The sequence below is a fragment of the Acidovorax sp. GW821-FHT10A04 genome, from assembly GCF_059415825.1.
In genome coordinates, this window is the sequence record NZ_JBWKNZ010000008.1 from 178736 (window position 1) to 198818 (window position 20083).

18 protein-coding genes are annotated in these 20083 nt (G+C 67.5%); 8 read left to right on the forward strand and 10 right to left on the reverse strand.

The window, feature by feature from the left end:
• Window positions 1–32: 32 nt before the first annotated feature.
• Window positions 33–1151 carry a serine endopeptidase gene (locus AC07PF_RS18315; protein WP_494612793.1) on the forward strand — a complete coding sequence of 373 codons (1119 nt, stop codon included), beginning with the start codon at window positions 33–35 and terminating at the stop codon, window positions 1149–1151.
• Window positions 1152–1153: 2 nt separating this feature from the next.
• On the opposite strand, the gene AC07PF_RS18320 is transcribed toward AC07PF_RS18315, so the two are convergent.
• The 4 genes from AC07PF_RS18320 to tgt all read right to left on the reverse strand — a co-directional run bounded on the left by AC07PF_RS18320 (window position 1154) and on the right by tgt (window position 5725).
• Window positions 1154–2608 carry a GGDEF domain-containing protein gene (locus tag AC07PF_RS18320; RefSeq protein ID WP_494612794.1) on the reverse strand — a complete coding sequence of 485 codons (1455 nt, stop codon included), beginning with the start codon at window positions 2606–2608 and terminating at the stop codon, window positions 1154–1156.
• A gap of 136 nt (window positions 2609–2744) precedes the next feature.
• Complete coding sequence (locus AC07PF_RS18325) at window positions 2745–3896, reverse strand: GGDEF domain-containing protein (protein WP_007849697.1); 1152 nt, start codon at window positions 3894–3896, stop codon at window positions 2745–2747.
• Between the two features lie 112 nt (window positions 3897–4008).
• On the reverse strand, window positions 4009–4527 hold the full coding sequence (locus tag AC07PF_RS18330) for a hypothetical protein (protein WP_238541795.1): 519 nt from the start codon (window positions 4525–4527) through the stop codon (window positions 4009–4011).
• Window positions 4528–4552: 25 nt separating this feature from the next.
• Window positions 4553–5725: a tRNA guanosine(34) transglycosylase Tgt gene (gene tgt, locus AC07PF_RS18335; RefSeq protein WP_007849702.1), complete on the reverse strand. Its 1173-nt coding sequence runs from the start codon at window positions 5723–5725 to the stop codon at window positions 4553–4555.
• A gap of 139 nt (window positions 5726–5864) precedes the next feature.
• On the opposite strand from tgt, the gene AC07PF_RS18340 reads away from it, so the two are divergent.
• Window positions 5865–6359 carry a universal stress protein gene (locus tag AC07PF_RS18340; protein ID WP_007849704.1) on the forward strand — a complete coding sequence of 165 codons (495 nt, stop codon included), beginning with the start codon at window positions 5865–5867 and terminating at the stop codon, window positions 6357–6359.
• 81 nt (window positions 6360–6440) lie between these two features.
• Here the strand turns inward: AC07PF_RS18340 and AC07PF_RS18345 are convergent, their stop codons facing one another.
• The 3 genes from AC07PF_RS18345 to AC07PF_RS18355 form a co-directional block, all read right to left on the reverse strand.
• A complete protein-coding gene (locus AC07PF_RS18345) occupies window positions 6441–6833 on the reverse strand; it encodes a hypothetical protein (protein WP_007849707.1) in 393 nt (130 codons plus the stop codon).
• Between the two features lie 336 nt (window positions 6834–7169).
• On the reverse strand, window positions 7170–8342 hold the full coding sequence (locus AC07PF_RS18350; RefSeq protein ID WP_494612795.1) for a phospholipase A: 1173 nt from the start codon (window positions 8340–8342) through the stop codon (window positions 7170–7172).
• A 212-nt stretch (window positions 8343–8554) separates the two neighbouring features.
• Window positions 8555–10627, reverse strand: coding sequence for a UvrD-helicase domain-containing protein (locus tag AC07PF_RS18355; RefSeq protein WP_145697128.1), 2073 nt, complete (start codon window positions 10625–10627; stop codon window positions 8555–8557).
• Window positions 10628–10862: 235 nt separating this feature from the next.
• Here AC07PF_RS18355 and AC07PF_RS18360 point away from each other — a divergent pair, with 235 nt between their 5' ends.
• The 6 genes from AC07PF_RS18360 to AC07PF_RS18385 all read left to right on the forward strand — a co-directional run bounded on the left by AC07PF_RS18360 (window position 10863) and on the right by AC07PF_RS18385 (window position 15513).
• Window positions 10863–11669 (forward strand): hypothetical protein, encoded by an 807-nt coding sequence (locus AC07PF_RS18360; RefSeq protein ID WP_007849719.1) that lies wholly within the window; start codon window positions 10863–10865, stop codon window positions 11667–11669.
• Between the two features lie 11 nt (window positions 11670–11680).
• On the forward strand, window positions 11681–12235 hold the full coding sequence (locus AC07PF_RS18365; protein WP_494606911.1) for a GTP-binding protein: 555 nt from the start codon (window positions 11681–11683) through the stop codon (window positions 12233–12235).
• On the forward strand, window positions 12232–12630 hold the full coding sequence (locus tag AC07PF_RS18370) for a roadblock/LC7 domain-containing protein (protein ID WP_145697130.1): 399 nt from the start codon (window positions 12232–12234) through the stop codon (window positions 12628–12630). Before AC07PF_RS18365 ends, AC07PF_RS18370 begins: the two co-directional genes overlap by 4 nt.
• 103 nt (window positions 12631–12733) lie before the next feature.
• Complete coding sequence (locus tag AC07PF_RS18375) at window positions 12734–13093, forward strand: hypothetical protein (protein WP_145697131.1); 360 nt, start codon at window positions 12734–12736, stop codon at window positions 13091–13093.
• 204 nt (window positions 13094–13297) lie between these two features.
• Window positions 13298–14461 (forward strand): ABC transporter substrate-binding protein, encoded by a 1164-nt coding sequence (locus tag AC07PF_RS18380; RefSeq protein WP_494612863.1) that lies wholly within the window; start codon window positions 13298–13300, stop codon window positions 14459–14461.
• Window positions 14462–14559: 98 nt separating this feature from the next.
• Window positions 14560–15513, forward strand: coding sequence for an AEC family transporter (locus AC07PF_RS18385; protein WP_007849729.1), 954 nt, complete (start codon window positions 14560–14562; stop codon window positions 15511–15513).
• A gap of 60 nt (window positions 15514–15573) precedes the next feature.
• Here AC07PF_RS18385 and gspD read toward each other — a convergent pair whose 3' ends face one another.
• From gspD to AC07PF_RS18400, 3 genes are read right to left on the reverse strand one after another with little or no spacing between them, the layout of a single operon-like run.
• Window positions 15574–18054, reverse strand: a complete 2481-nt coding sequence (gene gspD / locus AC07PF_RS18390) for a type II secretion system secretin GspD (protein WP_494612796.1) — start codon at window positions 18052–18054, stop codon at window positions 15574–15576.
• Window positions 18055–18106: 52 nt separating this feature from the next.
• A complete protein-coding gene (locus tag AC07PF_RS18395) occupies window positions 18107–18721 on the reverse strand; it encodes a hypothetical protein (RefSeq protein WP_145697134.1) in 615 nt (204 codons plus the stop codon).
• Window positions 18718–20064: a hypothetical protein gene (locus AC07PF_RS18400; RefSeq protein ID WP_494612797.1), complete on the reverse strand. Its 1347-nt coding sequence runs from the start codon at window positions 20062–20064 to the stop codon at window positions 18718–18720. The genes AC07PF_RS18395 and AC07PF_RS18400 overlap by 4 nt, the downstream gene beginning before the upstream one ends.
• Window positions 20065–20083: the final 19 nt, after the last annotated feature.

Below are 20083 nucleotides of genomic sequence, written 5' to 3' on the forward strand. Positions count from 1 at the left end.
CCGGGCGCGATCGGCAACCGGGAGAACTGTCCATGAGCAAATCCTTGCGACTGTCCGAGAAGTGGTTCCGCCGCGGCCTTTGGCTGGTGGCCTTCGTCTTCGCGGGTTTTCTGATCGGCCTGGGCGGCACCATCGTCGGCGACCTGCCCCAGGTGGAAAAGCGTCTGGTGGTCGAGGACTTCGTCGACAAGGCGGCCTACGACCGGGTGCGCGAGGAAGTACGCAGCTCGCGCAAGGCCGAGGAAGACGCCGAGACCGCGCTGCAGCAGGCCCAGCTGCAGCGCAGCAAGACGCGCAGCGAAAGCGCGGCCGAGCGCGAGACCTTCAACAACTGGCTGGCCACGCGCAGCGCCACGCAGCGTGCCGACCAGGACCCCGAGGTCATCGCCCGCACGCAGAAGCTCGATGTGCTCAAGCTCGCCGAGCGCAAGACCCAGCAGGCGGTCGAGGCGCAGCAGCAGGCCGCGCTCGATGCGCAGCAGGCCGCCAGCGCCGCCCAGCAGCGCCAGAGCGAGATGGAGCGCGAGGGCTATGGCCGCATGTCCATCGAGCAGCGCAAGCTCGAACTGCGCGTCTTCCTGTACCGCCTGGCGCTCACCCTGCCGCTTCTGGCCATTGCCGGCTGGCTGTTCGTCAAGAAGCGCAAGGGCACCTACTGGCCCTTCGTCTGGGGCTTCATCTTCTTCGCGCTGTTCGCCTTCTTTGTGGAGCTGGTGCCCTACCTGCCCAGCTACGGTGGCTATGTGCGCTACGTGGTGGGCATCGGCATCACAGTGCTGGTCGGGCGCTACGCCATCCTGGCTCTCAACCGCTACCTGGAGCGCCAGAAGCTGGCCGAGGCCCTGCCCGACCAGGAGCGCCGCAAGGAGCTGAGCTACGACGTGGCCCTGGCGCGCCTGGCCAAGAGCGTGTGCCCCGGCTGCGAGCGGCCGGTGGACCTGAAGAACGAGGCCATCGACTTCTGCCCGCACTGCGGCATCGGCCTGTTCGACCACTGCGGCGTGTGTACCACGCGCAAAAGCGCCTTTGCCCGCTTCTGCCATGCCTGCGGTGCCGCAGCAGCGGGTGCACCAGCACCCCAGGTGCTGCCGGTGATCCCGCCCACGCCACCGGTACCGCCAGGGCAGGTGGCGCCCGTCGGCGTGCCCTGATCTCAGGGCGCGGGCCGGGGCTCGTACAGGTGGATGCGGTCGCGGCCCGCCGCCTTGGCTTCGTAGAGCGCGGCGTCGGCATCGGACATCAGGGCACCCAGTGAATCCTGCGTGGATACGCCGGTGCGCACCACCAGGCCGATGCTCACGGTCGCGTGCAACGGCGCCTGGTGCCCCGGCAAGGCGAAGGGGTGGTTGCGCACCTGCTTGCACAGGCGGCGCGCCACCGCCATGGCATCGGCCTGGCGGATGCGCGGCAGCACCACGGCGAATTCCTCGCCGCCCAGGCGGCCGAACAGGTCACCGGGGCGCAGGGCCTCGCTGACCGTGGTGGCAAAGCCATGCAGCACCTTGTCGCCCTGGGCATGGCCATAGGTGTCGTTCACGCGCTTGAAGTGGTCCAGGTCCAGCATCAGCACGGCCACGCTGCTGCGCTCGCGTGCCAGGCGGGCCAGCAGCTTGCTGCCCTGGGCCATGAAGGCGCGGCGTGCCAGCGCATCGGTCAGGAAGTCATGGCTGGCCGCGCGGTGCAGGCGGCGCATGGCCTCGACACTCGCCGCCTTGGCCGTGGCCACCGAGAGCGGACCCAGGCCCAGCAAGGAGATCCCGACGCGCAGCGAGAACACCGCCCAGGCATGGGTGGGCGCGAACGCCAGGTCCAGCATGCCCGCACCCGCCGCGATCGCCAGGCCAAAGCAGGTCAGCATGGATAGCAGGCTGGTGGCAAACACACCATAAGTGAGCGCACACCACAGCAGCGCCGGAACCGGAAAGGCCAGCGCCCCGGGGCCGCCGATGGCGATCGCCGCCGCCTCGCTGGCCGCCAGCGCGAGCAGGGGCGCCGCGTATTTCCAGCGGCGCCGGGACCAGCGGCGCTTCTTGAGCGTGCGCCGCGCTTCCTGCGGGGTCGGCAGGCTCAGCATGACCGGCAGGATCAGCACGCTGTTGATCAGCTCCGTGCAGAACCACATGCCCAGCGCCGTCAGCCAGGTGGTGTTGAACAGCAGCGGGCCGGTGCCCGAACCGACCAGCGCAGCCAGCACACTGCTGGCCACGCAGATGCCGAACATCAGCACCACCGACATCTGCCGCTTGAGGAAGCGCGTGGCCACCGGCACCTGGCCGAAAAGCCACCAGCCCAGCGCCACGCCGCTCAGGTTGGCCGTAGCCAGCCACAGCGTGGCCAGGGGCGCGGTGCCGGTCACCAGGTCCGCGGCCACGTAGCCCACCGCGGCGGCCGCCCAGGTGCCTGATGCGGCCAGGCGCGGGTAGCGCACCAGCAGGCCCAGCAGCAGCGCATTGGCGGGCCAGAAGGCGGCCATGAAACCCAGGGGCCGGGTCACGATGCCCAGCAGGGAGGCGGCAAAGACCAGCAGTCCGATGGCCGCACACAGGCCCCAGCCCTTCAGCGGGCCGGCGGCGGTGCCGGGGGAGGGGGGGCGAAGCAAAGACGGCATGCGTTGAAGTTCAGGGGGCGCGGGGCGATTTGGACCCACTGTAGCCGCGAAACCCCTCAGCGCCCCAGCGGGGTCTGACCGCAGACGCCGCCGGCAACGGTGGAAAATTGTGTCCGGGCGGCATATTTCCAGGCACTCAGGCCCCTTGCACGGCAGTGCCAGCCGCCAGAACCACCTGGTTGCGCCCCGATTGCTTGGCCTGGTACAGGGCATCGTCGGCTCTCTTGAACAAGGTGTCCGCAGCGACGGGCGTGTCATGTACCCAGGCCAGGCCGATGCTTACCGTGACGGAAATCTGCGAGCCCTGTGCTTCGATGTGCAGCATGGAGACGCTGGCGCACAGCCGCTCGGCAATCGCCTGGGCCTCCGCCTGTGTCACCGCCGGCAGGTAGACCACGAATTCCTCGCCCCCCATGCGCGCCAGCAGATCCGAGCTGCGCAACTGCCCTTGCAGGCAGCGTGCAAACTCCACGAGCACCCGGTCACCAACAGCATGGCCAAAACGGTCGTTGATCTGCTTGAAGCGATCCAGGTCCAGCTGGGCGATGGCGCTCTGGGGTGCAAGCCGGGCGGGCAGCCGGGATTCCAGCCAGCGTCGGTTGCCAGTGCCGGTCAGCGGGTCGGTGTGGGCCGCCTGCTCCAGCCGGATCTCGGCGCGTTCATTGGACAATGCCGCCACCATGAGTGCCATGCCGAAGTGGCAGAACATCTGCACGGAGAACGCCCAGGCGAAGCCGGTGGAGCCTGCCGTGCCACCGAGGATGTAGGCGAGCCGCAACGCATAGATGCTGCCGCTCAATCCCAGAAAGGCGGCCATCAGTGCGCGCGAAGGCAGGGGTTCGGTGCGACAGTCGCGCAGTATCTCGAACGTGCAGGCGGCCAGTACCAGCGTAGCCGTGGCGTGAAAGGCCCCTGCGCGCAGCAGGTTCTGGAGGGGAAAACCCGTGGCGATGCCCGCCGCCAGGCATGCCAGTGGCAGCAGCACCACGGCCCGCCAGGGCACTCGCCTGCGCCCGCTGAAGCTGCGCACTCCTGCCCAGAAAAGGGCGTACCCGCCAGTGCCCAAGAGCAGGCTGCCATGGGTCCACATCCACATCGGCAGGGCTGCGCTTTCGCCGCGCCAGGCCAGGATCGCACCCACCGCCAGCATCAGATAGGCCGTAGCCAGCGATGCCAGGCCCTGGGGCCGGCATGAGTGGCGGCGAATGTGGAAGATGCTCAGGGCACCGGCGATGAGGGAGGTGTTGTAGAGAAGAAGAACGGTGGCCAGGTCGAGCTGGAAGTCCATGGAGTCTTGTGCGCAGAAATGTCGCACCGATTATCGAAGGGCTCTGTGACGCCGCCCTGGCAATCGCTTTTCAGCGCGGGCAGGTGCCTGGCGGGCCGAACCTGGCTTCTGGCTACCTGGCGCGCCAGGCTTGCCACCGCTGGCGCCACCGGCGCTTGAGCACCCGGCCCGCGCGCCAGGGCCAGGAAGCGCGCACGCGTTCGAGCAGCGCCGCCTTGGCGCGCATCCAGCGGGTGTACACCCAGGCGAACCAGCGCAGTTGCAGCAGTGCCGGCTGGGTCAGCGTGAACAGGCGGGCGAGTACCGCCGTGCCTGCCAGCTTGGCCACCACGATGATGAGCATGCCCAGCAGCACATGCCCCTGGCCGATGGTCCACAGCGCCAGCAGCTTGATGGGCAGCAGCATCAGCGAAGGCAGGGCAAAGACCAGCACCGCGGCCCAGGGCGGCAGGCCGCGCACGGCGCCCTCGATCCAGCGCAAGCCGGGCCAGCGGCCGATGCGCGCCAGGATTTTCTGCAGCGGCTCCCAGCCCCATTCCTCGAAGACGATGACCAGTGCCAGCAGCCAGCCGGCCAGGTGGCCGATCAGCCGCAGCGGCCACAGCAACAGCTTGCGCAGGATGGGGGGCACGGCGTGTGGGCTGTGGGGCCGGGGCTCAGACGCCGCGCGCCCGGTCGGCCTTGAACTTCGCGCGGAACTGGGCGAAGGTGCCCGCATCCAGCGCCTCGCGCACTTCGCGCATCAGGTTCAGGTAGTAGTGCAGGTTGTGGATGCTGGTGAGCATGGGGCCCAGCATCTCGCCGCAGCGGTCCAGGTGGTGCTGGTAGGCGCGGCTGAAGCCCTCGCGCCCGCCGGCTTCCCACGAGACACCGCTCTTGCCCGCGCAGGCGTGGCAGGTGCAGCTGGTGTCCAGGGGCTGGTGGTCGCTCTTGTGGCGCGCGTTGCGGATCTTGAGGTCGCCGTAGCGCGTGAACATCGTGCCGTTGCGCGCATTGCGCGTGGGCATCACGCAGTCGAACATGTCCACGCCCTGGGCCACCCCCTCGACCAGGTCCTCGGGCGTTCCCACGCCCATCAGGTAGCGCGGCTTGTGCGCCGGCAGCAGGTGCGGGGTGTGCGCCATGATGCGCAGCATCTCGTCCTTGGGCTCGCCCACCGAGACACCGCCCACGGCGTAGCCGGGGAAGTCCATCTCCACCAGCCGCTCGAGCGACTCGGCGCGCAGGTTCTCGTACATCCCGCCCTGCACGATGCCGAACAGGGCGTTGGGGTTGTTCAGGCGGTGGAACTCGTCCTGGCTGCGCCTGGCCCAGCGCAGGCTCATCTCCATGGACTGGCGCGCCTCGCGCTCGGTGGTCAGGTGGCCCTTGGTCTCGTAGGGCGTGCACTCGTCGAGCTGCATCACGATGTCGCTGTTGAGCGTGGTCTGGATCTGCATGCTCACCTCGGGCGACATGAACAGCTTGTCGCCGTTGACCGGGCTCGCGAAGGTCACGCCCTCTTCGGTGATCTTGCGCATGGCGCCCAGGCTCCAGACCTGGAAGCCTCCCGAATCGGTGAGGATGGGCTTGTTCCACTGCTCGAAGCCGTGCAGGCCGCCGAAGCTTTCCATCACATCCAGGCCCGGGCGCATCCACAGGTGGAAGGTGTTGCCCAGGATGATCTGCGCACCCATGTCGTGCAGGCTCTGCGGCATCACGCCCTTGACGGTGCCATAGGTGCCCACGGGCATGAAGATCGGTGTTTGCACCACGCCGTGGTTGAGCGTGAGCGTGCCCCGCCGCGCATGGCTGGTGGGGTCGGTGGTGAGGAGGTCAAACTGCAGCATGGGCCACATTGTCCCAGACCGCACGCTGCGGCCTCCGGCAGCCCCGAAAGGGGTATTGACAGGCCCTGGGTGAGGCCATGGGGTGCGGCGCACCCCGCAGTCTGTACACTGGGTCGCACACAAACGGAAGGAGAACCCCATGTTCAAGATCCTGATTGCCGTGGACGGCTCGGACCTCTCGCTGGACGGTGTGCACCATGCCCTGGGCCTCGTGCGCCAGGGGCTGTCGGCCAGCATCGTGCTGGCCAACGTGCAGGAACCGGCCACGCTCTACGAGATGGTCACCGCGCGCGATGCCGACCTGATCGCCGCCGCCAGCCTGGAAGCCGGCGAGCACCTCATGGCCCCGGCCCGGGCCCTGCTCGATGCGGCCGGTGTCTCCTACGAAACCGACATCGGCGTGGGCGACGTGGCGCACACCCTGGTGGACATGATCGAGCGCAGCGGCTGCGACCTGGTCGTCATCGGTGCGCGCGGGCAGGGGGCCATCAGCAGTGCCCTGCTGGGCTCGGTGTCCCAGGAAGTGGCCCATGCCAGCCCCGTGCCCGTGACCATCGTCAAGCATGTCGACGTGGCGCGGCAGCTGGAGCCCGAACCGGAGTCGGAAGACGGGACGGCGGACGCCCCGCTCTGACCGCGCGCTGCACCCCGCGCAGATGCGACAAGGGCCGCGTGAGCGGCCCCTTGGCATCATCCCCCGTTCGCTGCTGGCGGCTCAGGCCGCCTTGCGGAAGGGCTGCTCGGCCGCGCTGCGCTGCAGCTTGCCGTGCGGCAGGCTGGCCAGGCGCGAGAACATGCGCCGCACATAGCCGTTGACCCACAGGCACTTGTTGAGTTCGTCCACGGGCAGCGGGCCGGACACCACCACGATGTCGTTGGCCATGTCCTGCGCCCCGGCGGCGCGCAGGCGGCGGCGCGTGTTGTTGGCCCAGGACTGGATGCGGGTAGGACTGCCATGTTGGTGCACCTCGCCCGTGTGCGCATCAAAGGCGATGGCCACGGTATCGGTCTTGAGCTTGAACCTGCGCTCACCGGTCACGGCGCTGGGCGCCTCGCGCATGTCGTACAGGTAGTAGCTGCCGGCCTTGAGCTGGTATTGCATGTCCATGGTGGTTCCTCTCTGGGGGCATTGTCGAGGGCGCACCACAGGGCAATCGCAGGGAATGGGGCCGGAAAACGCCTCTTATCGGCGCGTGATCCGTGCTGGCATGCCAGTCGGTGCGCGTGCCATTGTGCGCGGCCCCTCGGCATGTGCAAATGAAACTTGACCGCAATTGAGTAACGGTTTGTGAGGGGGAGAGGCAAGCCACTTGAACGGCACCTGAGATGGCCTGTTGATGGTCAAAAGCGCGCGGCCAAAGCCAGTGCCCCCGTGCAAGGGCCGCCCCGCTGCACCGGGGGCGTCACCCTCAGGGGGATGGCGCGAAGCGCCTCACGGGGGAGCCTAGAAATCCACCAGGCTCAGCCCCAGGCTGAACACGGTGCGCTTGCGGTTGTAGTCGATCATGCTGTCACCATAGCCGCTGAACAGCTGGGTGTGCAGGCGCAGGTTGCTCTTGCTGCCCAGAAAGCCCGAGCCCAGTGTCTGCAGCCACTCCACGCGCAGCGAGCCGCGGTCGCTGTTGGCCAGCGAATGGCGCATCGTGGCGCCCAGGGTGTTGTCCTTGTCGTAGTTCCAGAACGCGGCCAGCTCGGCGCGGCCCATGTAGTCGCTGATGCCCGGGTTGTCGTCGCTGCCGCTGCTTTCGGGGATGCGCTTCCACAGGCGCGCGCGCACGTTGATGTCGTTGCCCAGCTCCAGCCCCGTCATCAGGTAGGCGCGGTTCCAGCTGCGCGACAGCGGCTTGCTCTGGCCGTTGGACTGGTGCACTAGGCCGATGCCGCTGTAGCGCCAGCGCCAGCCGAACGGCAGCTTGGCATCGGTGGGGTAGACGTACATGACTTCCGGCTCATGGTCGGTCGTGCGGAAGGGGCGCGAGAGTTCGGGTGTGAACAGCTGCCAGTACGACTGCTGGGTGTAGCCGAACCACACCGAATCCTTGAGCGTGGGGTGGCCCTGCGTGAGCAGGCCCTGCGCCACCTTGGTGCGTACCGACAGCTGGATGCGGTTCTCGGTGCGGCGGTAGGGCGTGGACTCGGTGGCCGAATTGCCGTCCGCGCCCGAGGTGGGCTGGCGGTTCACGTTGCTGCCGGCCGCCACCGACACCGTGATGGGGCGGTAGCCACGGAAGCTGAAGGTGCCGCAATCGCTGCCCGACTCCAGTTCCCAGAAACGCGAGAGGTCACTGTACTGCGGGTCGCGGCAGCCTTCGGTGCGCGCCACTTCGATGATGCGGGTGGCGGGCAGCGTCGTGTCCACCGGGGTGGGCACGGCATTGGCCGCCGCGGCCGTGGCCGCTGGTGACTGCCAGGCCTGCTGGCCGGCCCACTGGTCGAAGCAGGCCAGGCGGGCCTGGTTGTCGTCGGACAGCGCGGCGCAGCGGCGCCAGGCGGCCTGGTCGCCCGCGGTGGTGCTGCCAGGTGCCATGGCCGGGGTGGGGGTCCCTTGTGCGAAAGCTGCACCCGCCGGTGCCAGCACCGCCAGCGCCAGGGCCAGCGTGCGGTGGGCTGCCGCCATGCCCGGTGCAGTCGCCTGGGCAGGACGAAGGAATGGGAGAGAGGTGCTGTGAGCTTGTTGCATGTGCCTGGTATTTTCTTGCCGCGATGGCAGTGGGCGGCCTGGCTGGGCCAGGCCGCTGGGTTTCTTGCCGGTGCCCATTCTTTCAGAGACGGGCCGCCGCCGGATGTCGGTGGCGATCTTGACCTACATGCGGGTGTTGCGTGCGCGCGTCACAGAGATGCAGCGTCGCTGCTGGCCTTGGCCTTTGCCGCGAATTCGGCGCGCAGCGCCTTGAGCTTCTCGCGCGGGTCCTCGCGGGCGGTGGTGCGGTCCAGCCCCATCTCGGCGATGAAGCGGCTGGGGCGGGCCTGCACCATCTCGCGGCCCTTCTTGCGCCGCTTGGTCCAGCTCACTGCCAGGGTGCGCTGCGCGCGGGTGATGCCCACGTACATCAGGCGCCGCTCTTCCTGCAGGCGCTGCTGCGTGTCCTCGGCCACGACCTTCTGGCGGCCCTCGTCGTCGTCGAGCTTGAAAGGCAGCATGCCCTCGGTCACGCCGACCAGGATCACGTGCGGCCACTCCAGCCCCTTGGAGGCATGCAGGGTCGAAAGCACGACCATGTCCTGCTCCTTTTCGCGCTCCGAAATGGTGGACAGCAGGGCAATGGTCTGCGAGACCTCGAGCAGGCTCTTGGTCTCCGCGGCCACGGGCGTGCCCGAGGTGTCGTCGATCTGGCCGCCCGCGCGCTGGGCCATCCAGTCGCAGAACTCGAGCACGTTGGTCCAGCGCGCGGCGGCCACGGTCTCGCTGTCCTCGCCGTCGTACAGGTGCTGCTCGTAGCCGATCTCCTTGAGCCACTCGCCCAGGAAGGCGCGCGAGGCTTCGGCGCCATGCGTGTGGCGGGCGCGGTACTCCAGGTCGTTGATGTAGCGGCCGAACTCGTGCAGGCTTTCGAGCGCCCGCTTGGGTACCGCTGCCGGCAGCATGTTGTTGAACAGCGCCGCGAACATGCTCTGCTTGTGCTGGGTGGCGAAGGCCCCCAGCGAGCCCAGCGTGGTGTGGCCAATGCCGCGCTTGGGGCTGGTGATGCAGCGCAGGAAGGCCGGGTCGTCGTCGTTGTTGATCCACAGCCGGAACCAGGCACACAGGTCCTTGATCTCCGCGCGGTCGAAGAAGCTCGTGCCGCCCGACACCTTGTACGGGATGTTCACGCGGCGCAGCGCCTTCTCGAAGGGCTTCGCCTGGTGGTTGGCGCGGTACAGGATGGCGAACTGCTTCCAGTCCGGCTGCGGGTTGGTGGCGGCGCGCAGGCTCAGGATGCGCGCCACGGCGCGCTCGGCCTCATGCTCCTCGCTGTCCGCGTCGATCACGCGCACCGGCTCGCCCTCGCCCAGTTCGCTGAACAGCGTCTTGGGAAACAGCTTGGGGTTGGGGCCGATCACGTTGTTGGCCGCACGCAGGATGGCGCTGGTGGAGCGGTAGTTCTGCTCGAGCTTGATCACCTGCAGGCTCGGGAAGTCGATGGGCAGCTTGCGCAGGTTGTCCAGCGTGGCGCCGCGCCAGCCGTAGATGGACTGGTCGTCGTCGCCCACCGCCGTGAAGCGGGCACGCTCGCCCACCAGCAGCTTGAGCAACTCGTATTGCGTGGCGTTGGTGTCCTGGTATTCGTCGACCAGCACATGGCCGAGCAAGGCCTGCCACTTGGCGCGCACCTCGGGGAAATCGCGCAGCAGGCGCAGCGGCATGCCGATCAGGTCGTCGAAGTCCACGCTCTGGTAGGCCGCCAGGCGCTCCTCGTAGCGGGTCATGAGCACGGCGATGCTGCGCTCGTTGTCGTCCGCAGCCTCGGCCAGCGCCTGCTCGGAGGTCAGACCCTTGTTCTTCCAGGCGCTGATGGTCCACTGCCACTGGCGCGCCGTGGCCATGTCGACCGTGCCGCCCGCGGCGTCCTTGAGGATGCCGGTCACATCGTCCGAGTCGAGGATGCTGAACTGGGGCTTGAGGCCGAGCACCGACCCGTCCTCGCGCACCATGCGCACGCCCAGCGCGTGGAAGGTGCAGATCAGCACATCCTTGGCACGCCGACCGATGAGGCTCTTGGCGCGCTCGCGCATTTCGGATGCGGCCTTGTTCGTGAAGGTGATGGCCGCGATGCGCTTGGGATCGAGCCCGCGCTCGATCATGTGTGCGATCTTCTGCGTGATCACCCGCGTCTTGCCCGAACCGGCGCCGGCCAGCACGAGGCAGGGCCCGTCGGTGTAGTGGACAGCCTGGAGCTGGGCGAGGTTGAGACCGAAAGACATGGGGGAGGCAGCGACCGGGGAGGGGTGACGCGCATGCGCCGAAGGCGCGCGGCGTGGTTTGCAGCAGGGGAGTGGCAGATCATACCTTGGGCACCTCTCGGGCCCTGATGTGAACAATTGGCAACAGAAAGGTCAACTACTGTCACAAAACCTGACTGATACGGTTTTGTACTGGTTGCGAATGGAGTGCTCACTTAAACTGACCAGTTGCACCCTGCACTGCGGAGTATTTTGCGTGAAGACCAATCTGAAGGGGGATCTGGCGACCGGCCTGCTGGCCCCTGCATTGCGCACCCGGTTTTCCGAGTTGTTCGGGGTCGCGGCCCGCAAATCCGTCTTTGCCTGGCGCGAATCGCCGCTGGAGCAAGCCCAGGTGGCGGTGCTCGACGTGTCGTCGAACCTGGTGCGCCTGCAGCCTTTACCGCCCTGCGTGATCTGGATCGGGCGCGAGCAGGCCGCCGCGCGCTTTGCCGACGCCTGGGTGGGACGCCTGCCGCAGGACTACACCGTGGCCGATCTGATCGACATCCTGGACCGCGCAGCCGTCTTCCTGCTGGACTGGAAGGCACGCCGGCCCGCTGCGCCAGCCGTGGTCGCCGTGGCGGCGCAACCTGCGGCCATTCCTCCGGTGGTCCCTGTATCGACACCGTCGCGTGCATTTGCCCACAGCACCATCCAGCCCACACCCCCTGCGGCCGCTGGCACAGCCGCCATGGCCGCAGCCCAGGGCAGCCGCTACCGGCTGGGGGCCTGGGTGTTCCTGGGGCCGCCTTTCGACAGCTCCGGCTGCATCAGCGCACTGGCCTTGCTCGCGCGCCAGCCCGTGACCGCGCAGCAATTGCACGTCCACAGCGGCCTGGCCCCGGCGCAACTGGCCGAGCTGCTCAAGGAGCTGGCGCGCCGCAAGGTGCTGCAGGTGATCGCGCCCGCGCAGCCGGTGGCGCCCTCGTCAACTGCTGCCGAATCCCGCCGCCCGGCACCAGTGAACAAAGGCCTGGTGCGCCGCCTCTCCCACTGGATCAGTGGTGCCAGCCGGCCATGACCTCCCCTGCAATGACCTATTCCAGCACTTCCCCCATGCCGCGCATCGCCTTCATGGGGCCCATGGGCGTGGGCAAGACCACGGCCATCCGCGCGCTGTGCGGCGATGACATGGTGGCATCCGACGTGCCCAACCTGGACCGCCAGTCCCACGCCAAGGAATTCACCACCGTGGGCGCCGAGTTCGGTCAGATCGACCTGGGTGATGGCGAGTTCGTGCAGGTCTGCGGCTGCCCGGGGCAGGACCGCTTCGACTTCCTGCGGCAATGGGTGGTGTCCGCCTCGGTGGGCGTGTTCGTGATGGTCGACGTGAACGCGGCCGATGCCGTACACGCAGCCGGTGCTTTGCTGGCCGAGGCCGCAGCGGCCGAAACCCCGCCCCTGGCCCTGGTGCTGAGCGCCCGCCCGGCGTCTACCGCGGCCACCCAGGCCTTCGCCGATGGCCTGCAGGCTGCCGGCCATGGCGTGGTGCCCGTGCTCCAGGTCGATGTGCGAAAGCGTGCCGATGTGCTGCAGGCCCTGAGCGTGCTGGTGTCGATGTTGTCCCTTCGCAGTGAATCCCCATGAAAAGCAGTGCCCCCCTGATTTCCGATGCCCTGGCCGAGACGGCCCTGCGGGCCCTCGAAACCCATGCGGCCCCCATCAGCGGCCTGCAGCTGGCCTTGCTGGCCACTCCCGACGGTTTCGAGATCGCCTGCCTGCGCAACCGCAGCGAGCTGCAGGCCAGCCGGCTGTCGGCCATGGCCAGCTCGCTCATGGCCATGGCCCGCGCCGTGGGCCGCGAGATCCAGAGCCCGCAGTGCAAGCGCCTGACCTTCGAGGCCGAGGGCAGCACCGTGGTCTTCCAGTCCATCGATGCGCCCGTGCCCTGCATCCTGTGCCTGGTGCTGGGCAGCGATGCCTTGCTGGGCCGCGCCCTGTGGGCTGCGGGCGAAGTGATGCAAGAGATGTCCCGCGCCTGACGAACGCTCTTGCGACCGATTTCCGGGCGCGGGCGTTTCATTGGCAGCCTGCGCCCACTCACCCTTCCAGCCAGTGCGAATGAACCCCAAGGAACCCCAAAAAATGGCGACTCTCAATGAATCCCTGAACCAACTGCAGGCCGTGGAAGGCGCACTGTGCGCCGCCATCGTCGACAGCAGCAGCGGCATGCTGCTGGGCAGCATCGGCACGGGGGTGGACATGGAACTGGCCGCCGCCGGCAACACCGAGGTCGTGCGTGCCAAGAACAAGACCATGCAGGCGCTGGGCCTGCAGGACACCATCGACGACATCCTGATCACGCTGGGCAAGCAGTACCACATCATCCGTCCCATGGCGTCCAAGGAAGGCATCTTCATCTATGTGGTGCTCGACAAGGCGCGCGCCAACCTGGCCCTGGCCCGCCGCAAGGTGCAGGACGTCGAGAAGCTGATCGAATTCTGACGGCGCGCGCTGGCACGCGCCTTCCTGCGGGAAACCCCGCTGTCCCTGGCCTGTGGGCACTTTGATACTGCACGGACCAACGAGACAAGCCCGAAAGGCCGTGCCATGCCAACCAAGAGCCTCGCGCCACCGCGCTCCACCGCCGCCGCGCCGCAACGCGCAGCCCGGGGTGGGGCGCTTTTTCTTTTGGCCACGCTGGCGGCAATGGCCCTGGCCGCGCTGCCCGCCCGCGCGCAGATAGGCAGCACCGCGCCCGTACGCATCGGCGTGGTGGGGCCGTTCACCGGTGCCTCGGCCGACTTCGGCGTGCCCATGCTCAACGGCATCCGCATGGCGGTGGATGAGATCAATGCCGGTGGCGGCTACCTGGGCCGGCCGCTGGAGCTGGTGGTCAAGGACGACGCCGCCAACCCCGACCAGGGGCGCAAGGTCTCGCAGGACCTGCTGGCCGAGAAAGTCGTCGCCACCATCGGCTTTTGCAACACCGGCGTGGCCATGAAGGCCATCGACCTGTTCCAGGAGGCCAGGTCGCCGCTCATCGTCCCCTGCTCCTCGGGCACGGCCGTCACGGCCAAGTACCCGCCGGCCGAGAGCTACATCTTCCGTGTGCAGGGGCGAGACGCGCTGCAGGCCCCCTTCATGGTGGAAGACATCGTCAAGCGCGGCTGGGACAAGGTGGCCATCTTCGCCGACAAGACTGGCTATGGCGAAGGCGGCTACAACGACGTGGTGGCGGCGCTGGCCGCCAAGAACCTGAAGCCCGTGCACGTGGCGCGCTTCGACCTCGGGGTGAAGGACCTCACCGCCGAGCTGACGGCCGCGCGCAGTGCCGGTGCCAACGTGGTCTTCAGCTACACCGTGGGGCAGGAGAATGCCGTCATCGCCAATGGCAAGAAAACCCTGGGCTGGAAGGTGCCGCAGGTCGGGCCGTGGACCCTGTCGTTCCCGTACTTCCTCGACGGCGCGCGCGATGCGGCCGAAGGCGCACTCATGGTGCAGACCTTCATCGCCGAGCCCAGCAACGAGCGCCGTGCCTCCTTCCTGTCGAGCTACACGCGCAAGTTCCAGCGCAAGCTGGCCGTGCCCATGGCAGCGGCCAATGCCTACGACGCCACCTATTTGCTGATGTACTCCTTCCTCGGCATCCGGGACGGCAACCTCAACGGCCCGGCGCTCAAGGAGTCGCTGGAGGGCAAGATGAAGACCTACTACGGCGTGGTCGCCACCTACGACAAACCCTTCAGCGCCGCCGACAAGGACGCCATCACGCGCAACATGCTGGTGATCGGCGCGGTGAAGAACGGCGCCATCACCTTTGCCTACCCCGAGGATGCCAAGCGCAACCTGATCATCCAGCGCAAGCAATGAGCAACAGGCCGGCGGCTTCGCCGCTGGCGATGCCACCCGCCTGACTCTGCGCTGACGGTGCGGCCCTGCACGGCGCAGGCCGCCCGACAATATCTCCCGTGCTCTCCGTCCTGCTCGTCACCTTCCCCTTCTTCGCCCTCGTGCTGTGCGGCTACCTGGCCGCCCGGCGTGGCGTGCTGCCGCAGCCTGCCATTCCGGGGCTCAACGCCTTCGTGCTGTACTTTGCGCTGCCCTGCATGCTGTACCGCTTCGGCGCCAGCACGCCCATCGCGCAGCTGCTGGACCCGGCCGTGGCCGGTGTCTACGTGCTGTGCGCGCTGGTGATGGTGGCGGCCACGGTGGCGCTCACGCGGCGCGGGCGCATCGGCTGGAACGATGCGGCCTTCGGCGCGCTGGTGGCCGCCTTTCCCAACACCGGCTTCATGGGCGTGCCGCTGCTCGTGGCGCTGCTGGGCGCCCAGGCCGCCGGCCCGGCCATCGTCACCATCGCTGTGGACATGCTGGTCACCAGCTCGCTGTGCATCGCCCTGTCGCGCATGGACGGCGCGGGCACGCACGGCGTGGGCGTGGCGCTGCGCAATGCCTTCAAGGGCATGGCCACGAACCCCATGCCCTGGTCCATCGCGCTCGGTGCGCTGGCCTCGGCCCTGCATTTCAAGCTCCCGGGCCCGGTGGACCGCACCGTGGCCATGCTGGCCGATGCGGCGTCGCCCGTGGCGCTGTTCACCATCGGTGCGGTGCTGGCGCGCTCGCAGATGAACCAGCACGAGCAGGTACCCACGCGCGAATACGTGCCCGTGGCATTGGCCAAGCTGCTGGTGCACCCGGTGTTGGTCTGGGCAGCAGGCACGGCGGCCATGGCCGCCGGCGTGCCGCTCACGCCGTTTGCGCTCACCGTGCTGGTGCTGGTGGCGGCCCTGCCCAGCGCCAGCAATGTCTCGCTGCTGGCCGAGCGCTTTGGCGCCAACAACGGGCGTGTGGCGCGGATCATTCTGGTGTCGACGGCGCTGGCGTTTTTGAGTTTTTCAGGAGCAGTGGCGCTGCTGACCTGAGTCCGCTACAAAGCAAAACAGCCCACCGAGGTGGGCTGTTTTGTTGTCGGGCCGGCGAGATCAGTTGACGAAGGCTTCGCTGTTCTGGATCTGTGGGGCCCTCAAGGCAGCAGGTTTTTGCTGACTTTGAACCGGTGCGTCGCGACCCAGATTGGGCGGAACCGTCGTGTCCTTGTCCTGCAGCATTCCACGCAGCTTGTGCAGGCTTTCCTGGAAGCTGCCTGCAAGCCGATCCGCTTCTTCGCGGTTGTTGATGATGTACGGCGTGATGCTGATCAGCAGCTCGGTCTTGGTCTTCGTCTTGCTGGTGGTTCCAAACAAACCTCCCACAATGGGAATGTCCTTGAGCACCGGCACGCCGACGACGCCGTTTTCAGTCCTGTTCTCGATCAGACCCGCCAGCAGGATGGTCTTGCCGTCTTCAATGGTGGCATCCGTGGTGACCTTGCGCTTGAGAAAGCTGGGGTACTTGGCTCCGCCAGCATCCAACTGATCGCCCAGGCTGCTGACCTCCTGTGAAATGCTGAGGGTCAGCCTTCCAGTCGAGGTAATGCTGGGCTTGACTTCCAGCAAGATGCCAGTCGGACGGTATTGCACCGAGTTGGAGGTGGAGAACGAGTTGGTGAGCAGGCCGCTACTGGGGGTGGACACGGTCTGGGTAATGACGGGAACCTCGCTACCGACTTCAATCTTGGCGACCTTGCCATCGCTGGCAAGGACATGGGGTGCCGACAGGATGTTCACATTGGTGTCCCGGCCCAGTACGTTCAAGAGGCCGATGACCTGGCCGGCACTTCCAAACACGGCGTAGTTGAGGCCCGTGGAAGTGCCTGTCACCCGGGGAGTGGAGCCAACGATAGGTGTTGAGGTGCTTGATCCAACGGCAGATGTGTTCACACCCGTTGGGCCAATGGCACCGTCCAGGCCGAGAAAACCTGGCCAACTTTTACCCCCCGTGGTCAACGCAGACTTGATCCACCACTCCACGCCGTATTGCAGTGCATCGGTCAACGTCACTTCGGCCACCATCACTTGAACCATCACTTGGCGGGGCGAAGAGTCCAGACGCTCCAGCACTTTGCGAACCTGTTGGTAGTCCTGTGGCGAGGCGCGCACGATCAGCGTGTTGGTTTCCGTATCCGCAATCACTTGCACCGATCCGCCCAGACCAGGCGCGGTGCCCGTCGTTCCTTGCGAAGGCGTGTTGCCCCGCTCGATGGTGCGGGCAGCAGAGCTGTTGTTCTGGTTGTTGGTACCCGATGCGGCACCAGCCAGTCCGGTGTTGGTCCCCGTTGCGCCGCCAGAGGAGCCAAATGCCGTTCCCGTTGCCGACGACAACCCCGCTGCCCCCGTGTTCGCATTGTTCTGCGTAGGCGCCGACCCGCCAAAGATCTGCGTCACCAGGCTCGCCAGATTCGCCGCATTGCCATTGGCCACCGGGTACACATGCACGAACGACCCCAGCCCATTGCGCGGCTCGGCGTCCAGTGTCTTGATCCACTGCTCGGCCGTCTGCAGCAGGGCCGGGTTGGCCGCAGCCACCATCACGGCGTTCATGCGGGCCACGGGCAGGAAGAAGGTCTTGGTGGCGTCGGTGCCGGGCTTGTTGAAGATGCCCGAGGTCTTGAAGATCGCGTCGAGCTCCTTGGCCACGTCGGCCGCCTCGCTGTGCGCCAGCGGGAACAGCTTGATCTGCACCTGGCTCACGTAGTCCGAGTCCAGGGTCTTGACCATCTCGACGATCTTCTCGACGTTGGCGGCCTTGTCCACCACGATCAGGTAGCGGTTGGAGGGGTCGTTGGTGATGGCCGCCTGCGAGCCGACAAAGCCGCGCAGCGTATTGGCCAGCTGGTTGGCCTGCACGAACTGCACCGGGATGATCTGCATCACCGACGAGGCCGCGCCCACGCCCGGGCCCAGGCCGGCGTCGCGCACGGCGTTGGTGTCGCGCAGCACCTTGTAGAGCTTGCCCTGGCGCACGATGGAGATGTTGCTCGCCGCGAGCGCCGTCTCCAGCGTGCTGTAGATGTCGGCCATGCTGATGGCGCCGGTGCTCTTGAGCGTGACGCGGCCCTGCACGGTGGGGTCGATCACATAGTCGAGCTTGAGCACTTCGCCGAGCACGACCTGGATCACCTCGTAGATGTCGGCATTGTCGAACTTGAGCGTCACGCCCGGGTTGGGCGTGTTGGACAGCACCGCGCCGGGGTTGCCGCCAGCGGGCGTGGTGGCTGCCACAGCGCCGGGTGCAGGCATGGCCAGGGGGGCGGGCATGGAGGGCGCTGCTGCAGCACCGGTTGGGGTGGGCTGTGCCGCGGGTGTTGCGGCCGGAGCGGCCACGGCGCCGCCTGCCTGCGGTGCCTGGATGGTGATGCCGGGCATGCTGAAACCGCCGGGCACGGGGGTGCCGCCGCCGCTGGGCACTGCGGGCATGGGCTGGCCCGTGAAGGGGTTGATCGGTGGCTGCTGGGCCATCACCAGGTGCGTTGCCGTCAGCGTGGGCAGGAGCGCAATGCTCACAGCGGTCAATTTGCGCAGCATGGGAGGAATGGATTTGTTCATTGCAGTCTTCTGAAATTCAGCCGTGTTCGGTTTACTTGCGGGCGGCCGCAGGCGCGGCAGGGGCGGCGGCCTCGGGCAGCGGCTTCATGTGCAGGCCCGAGAAGCGCGCCACGACGTGCAGTTGCTGGCCGCCGCGCTGGGTGTCGTCCACCACCTTGATCTCGACCTTGTCCATGACCAGCAGCTTGGGCGACTGCGCCAGGGCGATCTGCAGGCGCGGCAGCTGCTGGGGCACGCCGTTGAAGCGCGCCGTGAGCGACATGCGCGAGACGCTGCCCTTGGGCGCGTCCGAGAACTCCGACAGGTCGATGTTGTCGAAGTACAGCCCCTGCAGCAGCTTGGTCACCTGCTGCTGCATGGCGTTGACGGACTCGGTGATGTCGTTGGCCACGAACAGCTGCTCCTGGATGGGCGTGTAGCTGCCGCCCACCTGCTCGCTGTTGGCCTGGACCTTCTTGTCGAGGTCGAGGGTGTTCTGGTTGCTTTCCAGCAGCGTTTGCAGGTCGCTGGCCTGCTCGCGGTGCTCCAGGTAGCCCGTGAGGCGCTGGTCCACCAGGGCCGCAATCAGCAGCAGCACGACGACGGGAAAGGCAAAGTACTTGATGCCGTGGGCGGCATGCACCCGCTTGAGATCGCGCTTCATCATGGTTGGGATGCCCCCGATGCGGGTGGCTTGGCCGGTGCTGGAACAATGGGTTTGGGTGCTTCCTTGCGCGCCTGCAGGTGGATCTGCGGGGTGCTGGCGGCCAGGTATTCCGGCACGGGGAAATCGGTCCAGGCGCCGAAGCCGGCCAGCGGCCGCTCCTGCAGCCATTTCACGCTGCCTTCGTTGCCCTGGCCTGCCAGTGCGACGACGCCATTGTCAGAGCTGAAGTACTGCAAGGTGGCGGGCGGCGGTGGGAAATACGCAACCAATTGCGAGAACGGGCCCAGCGCGGACGGTGCCTCGCGCGCCGTGTTGACCGCCTGCACCGCGTCGGCCATGCGCAGCGTGCGGGCCTTGAGCAGCTTGGCGGCTTCCACCTTGGGCAGGTCCTTGCGCACGCGGTCGCGGCCCTCCTCGATCTGGCGCACCAGCCGGCCATCGTGCCAGACCATGAGCGCCAGCCCCGCCAGGCCCACGGCACCCAGCCCGAGGCTGAACACCTTGAGCGCCTGCACCATGTCGTTGTGCGTGTGGCGCACGATGATGCCGCCCTGGTCCGAGCGCCAGAGCTTTTCGAGGAGGTCGCTGTGCGACGCCGCTGGCAGCACGTGGTGCTGGTAGTCGGCCCAGGTCTGCGGCTCGGCCGCGTAGCCCTTGGGGGTGGTCAGCTGCACCGGGCGGCCAGGGGCGGCATCGGCGGGCGCGCCCAGCGCGGCCAGCTCCATCTGCAGGGTCTGCGCCAGGTGTTCGTGGGTGTCGGCCGCGTCGAGCACACGGGTGCGCAGCATGGTGCCGTTGGCCGCGTAGACATGCAGGTACTGGTCGGAGGCATCGGTCTCGACCACGGCGCGCAGCGAGGCGGGCTGCCTGGCGGCGATGCGCTGGAACAGCTGTGCGCGGGCGTACAGCTCCACCAGGGCCAGGCGGCAGGCGCTGCTGATGCGCTCGATCTCGGTCACCCAGTCCTTGTGCATCCACATCAGCGAGGCGCCCTCGGCACCGCCGAAGGCGTCCACCTGCGTGCGCGTGTCGCTGGCCGGGAAGGGCAGCGAAGGGGGGGCGCCCGCCCCCTGGGTATTGGGCGGAACGATGCCCAGGATGTCGCCGCTCAGCACCCAGTGCGCGCGCGTGCCTGCCGGAATTTTCCAGCGCGCCACGTTGTCGGCGAGCTGCTGCTGCAACTGCGACGAGAAACCATCCCCTTCGGGCAGGGGCACCACGAGCTCATGCGCACGCTTCCAGCCCAGCAGCCCGCGGTAGAAATGCAGGATGCACAGGCTGTGCGGTGAGAGGGAGAGCACCAGCTGGTGCCGCCAGCTGGCTGAGGGGGAGAAATTGCGCATCGGTTGAGGTTTCAATCTG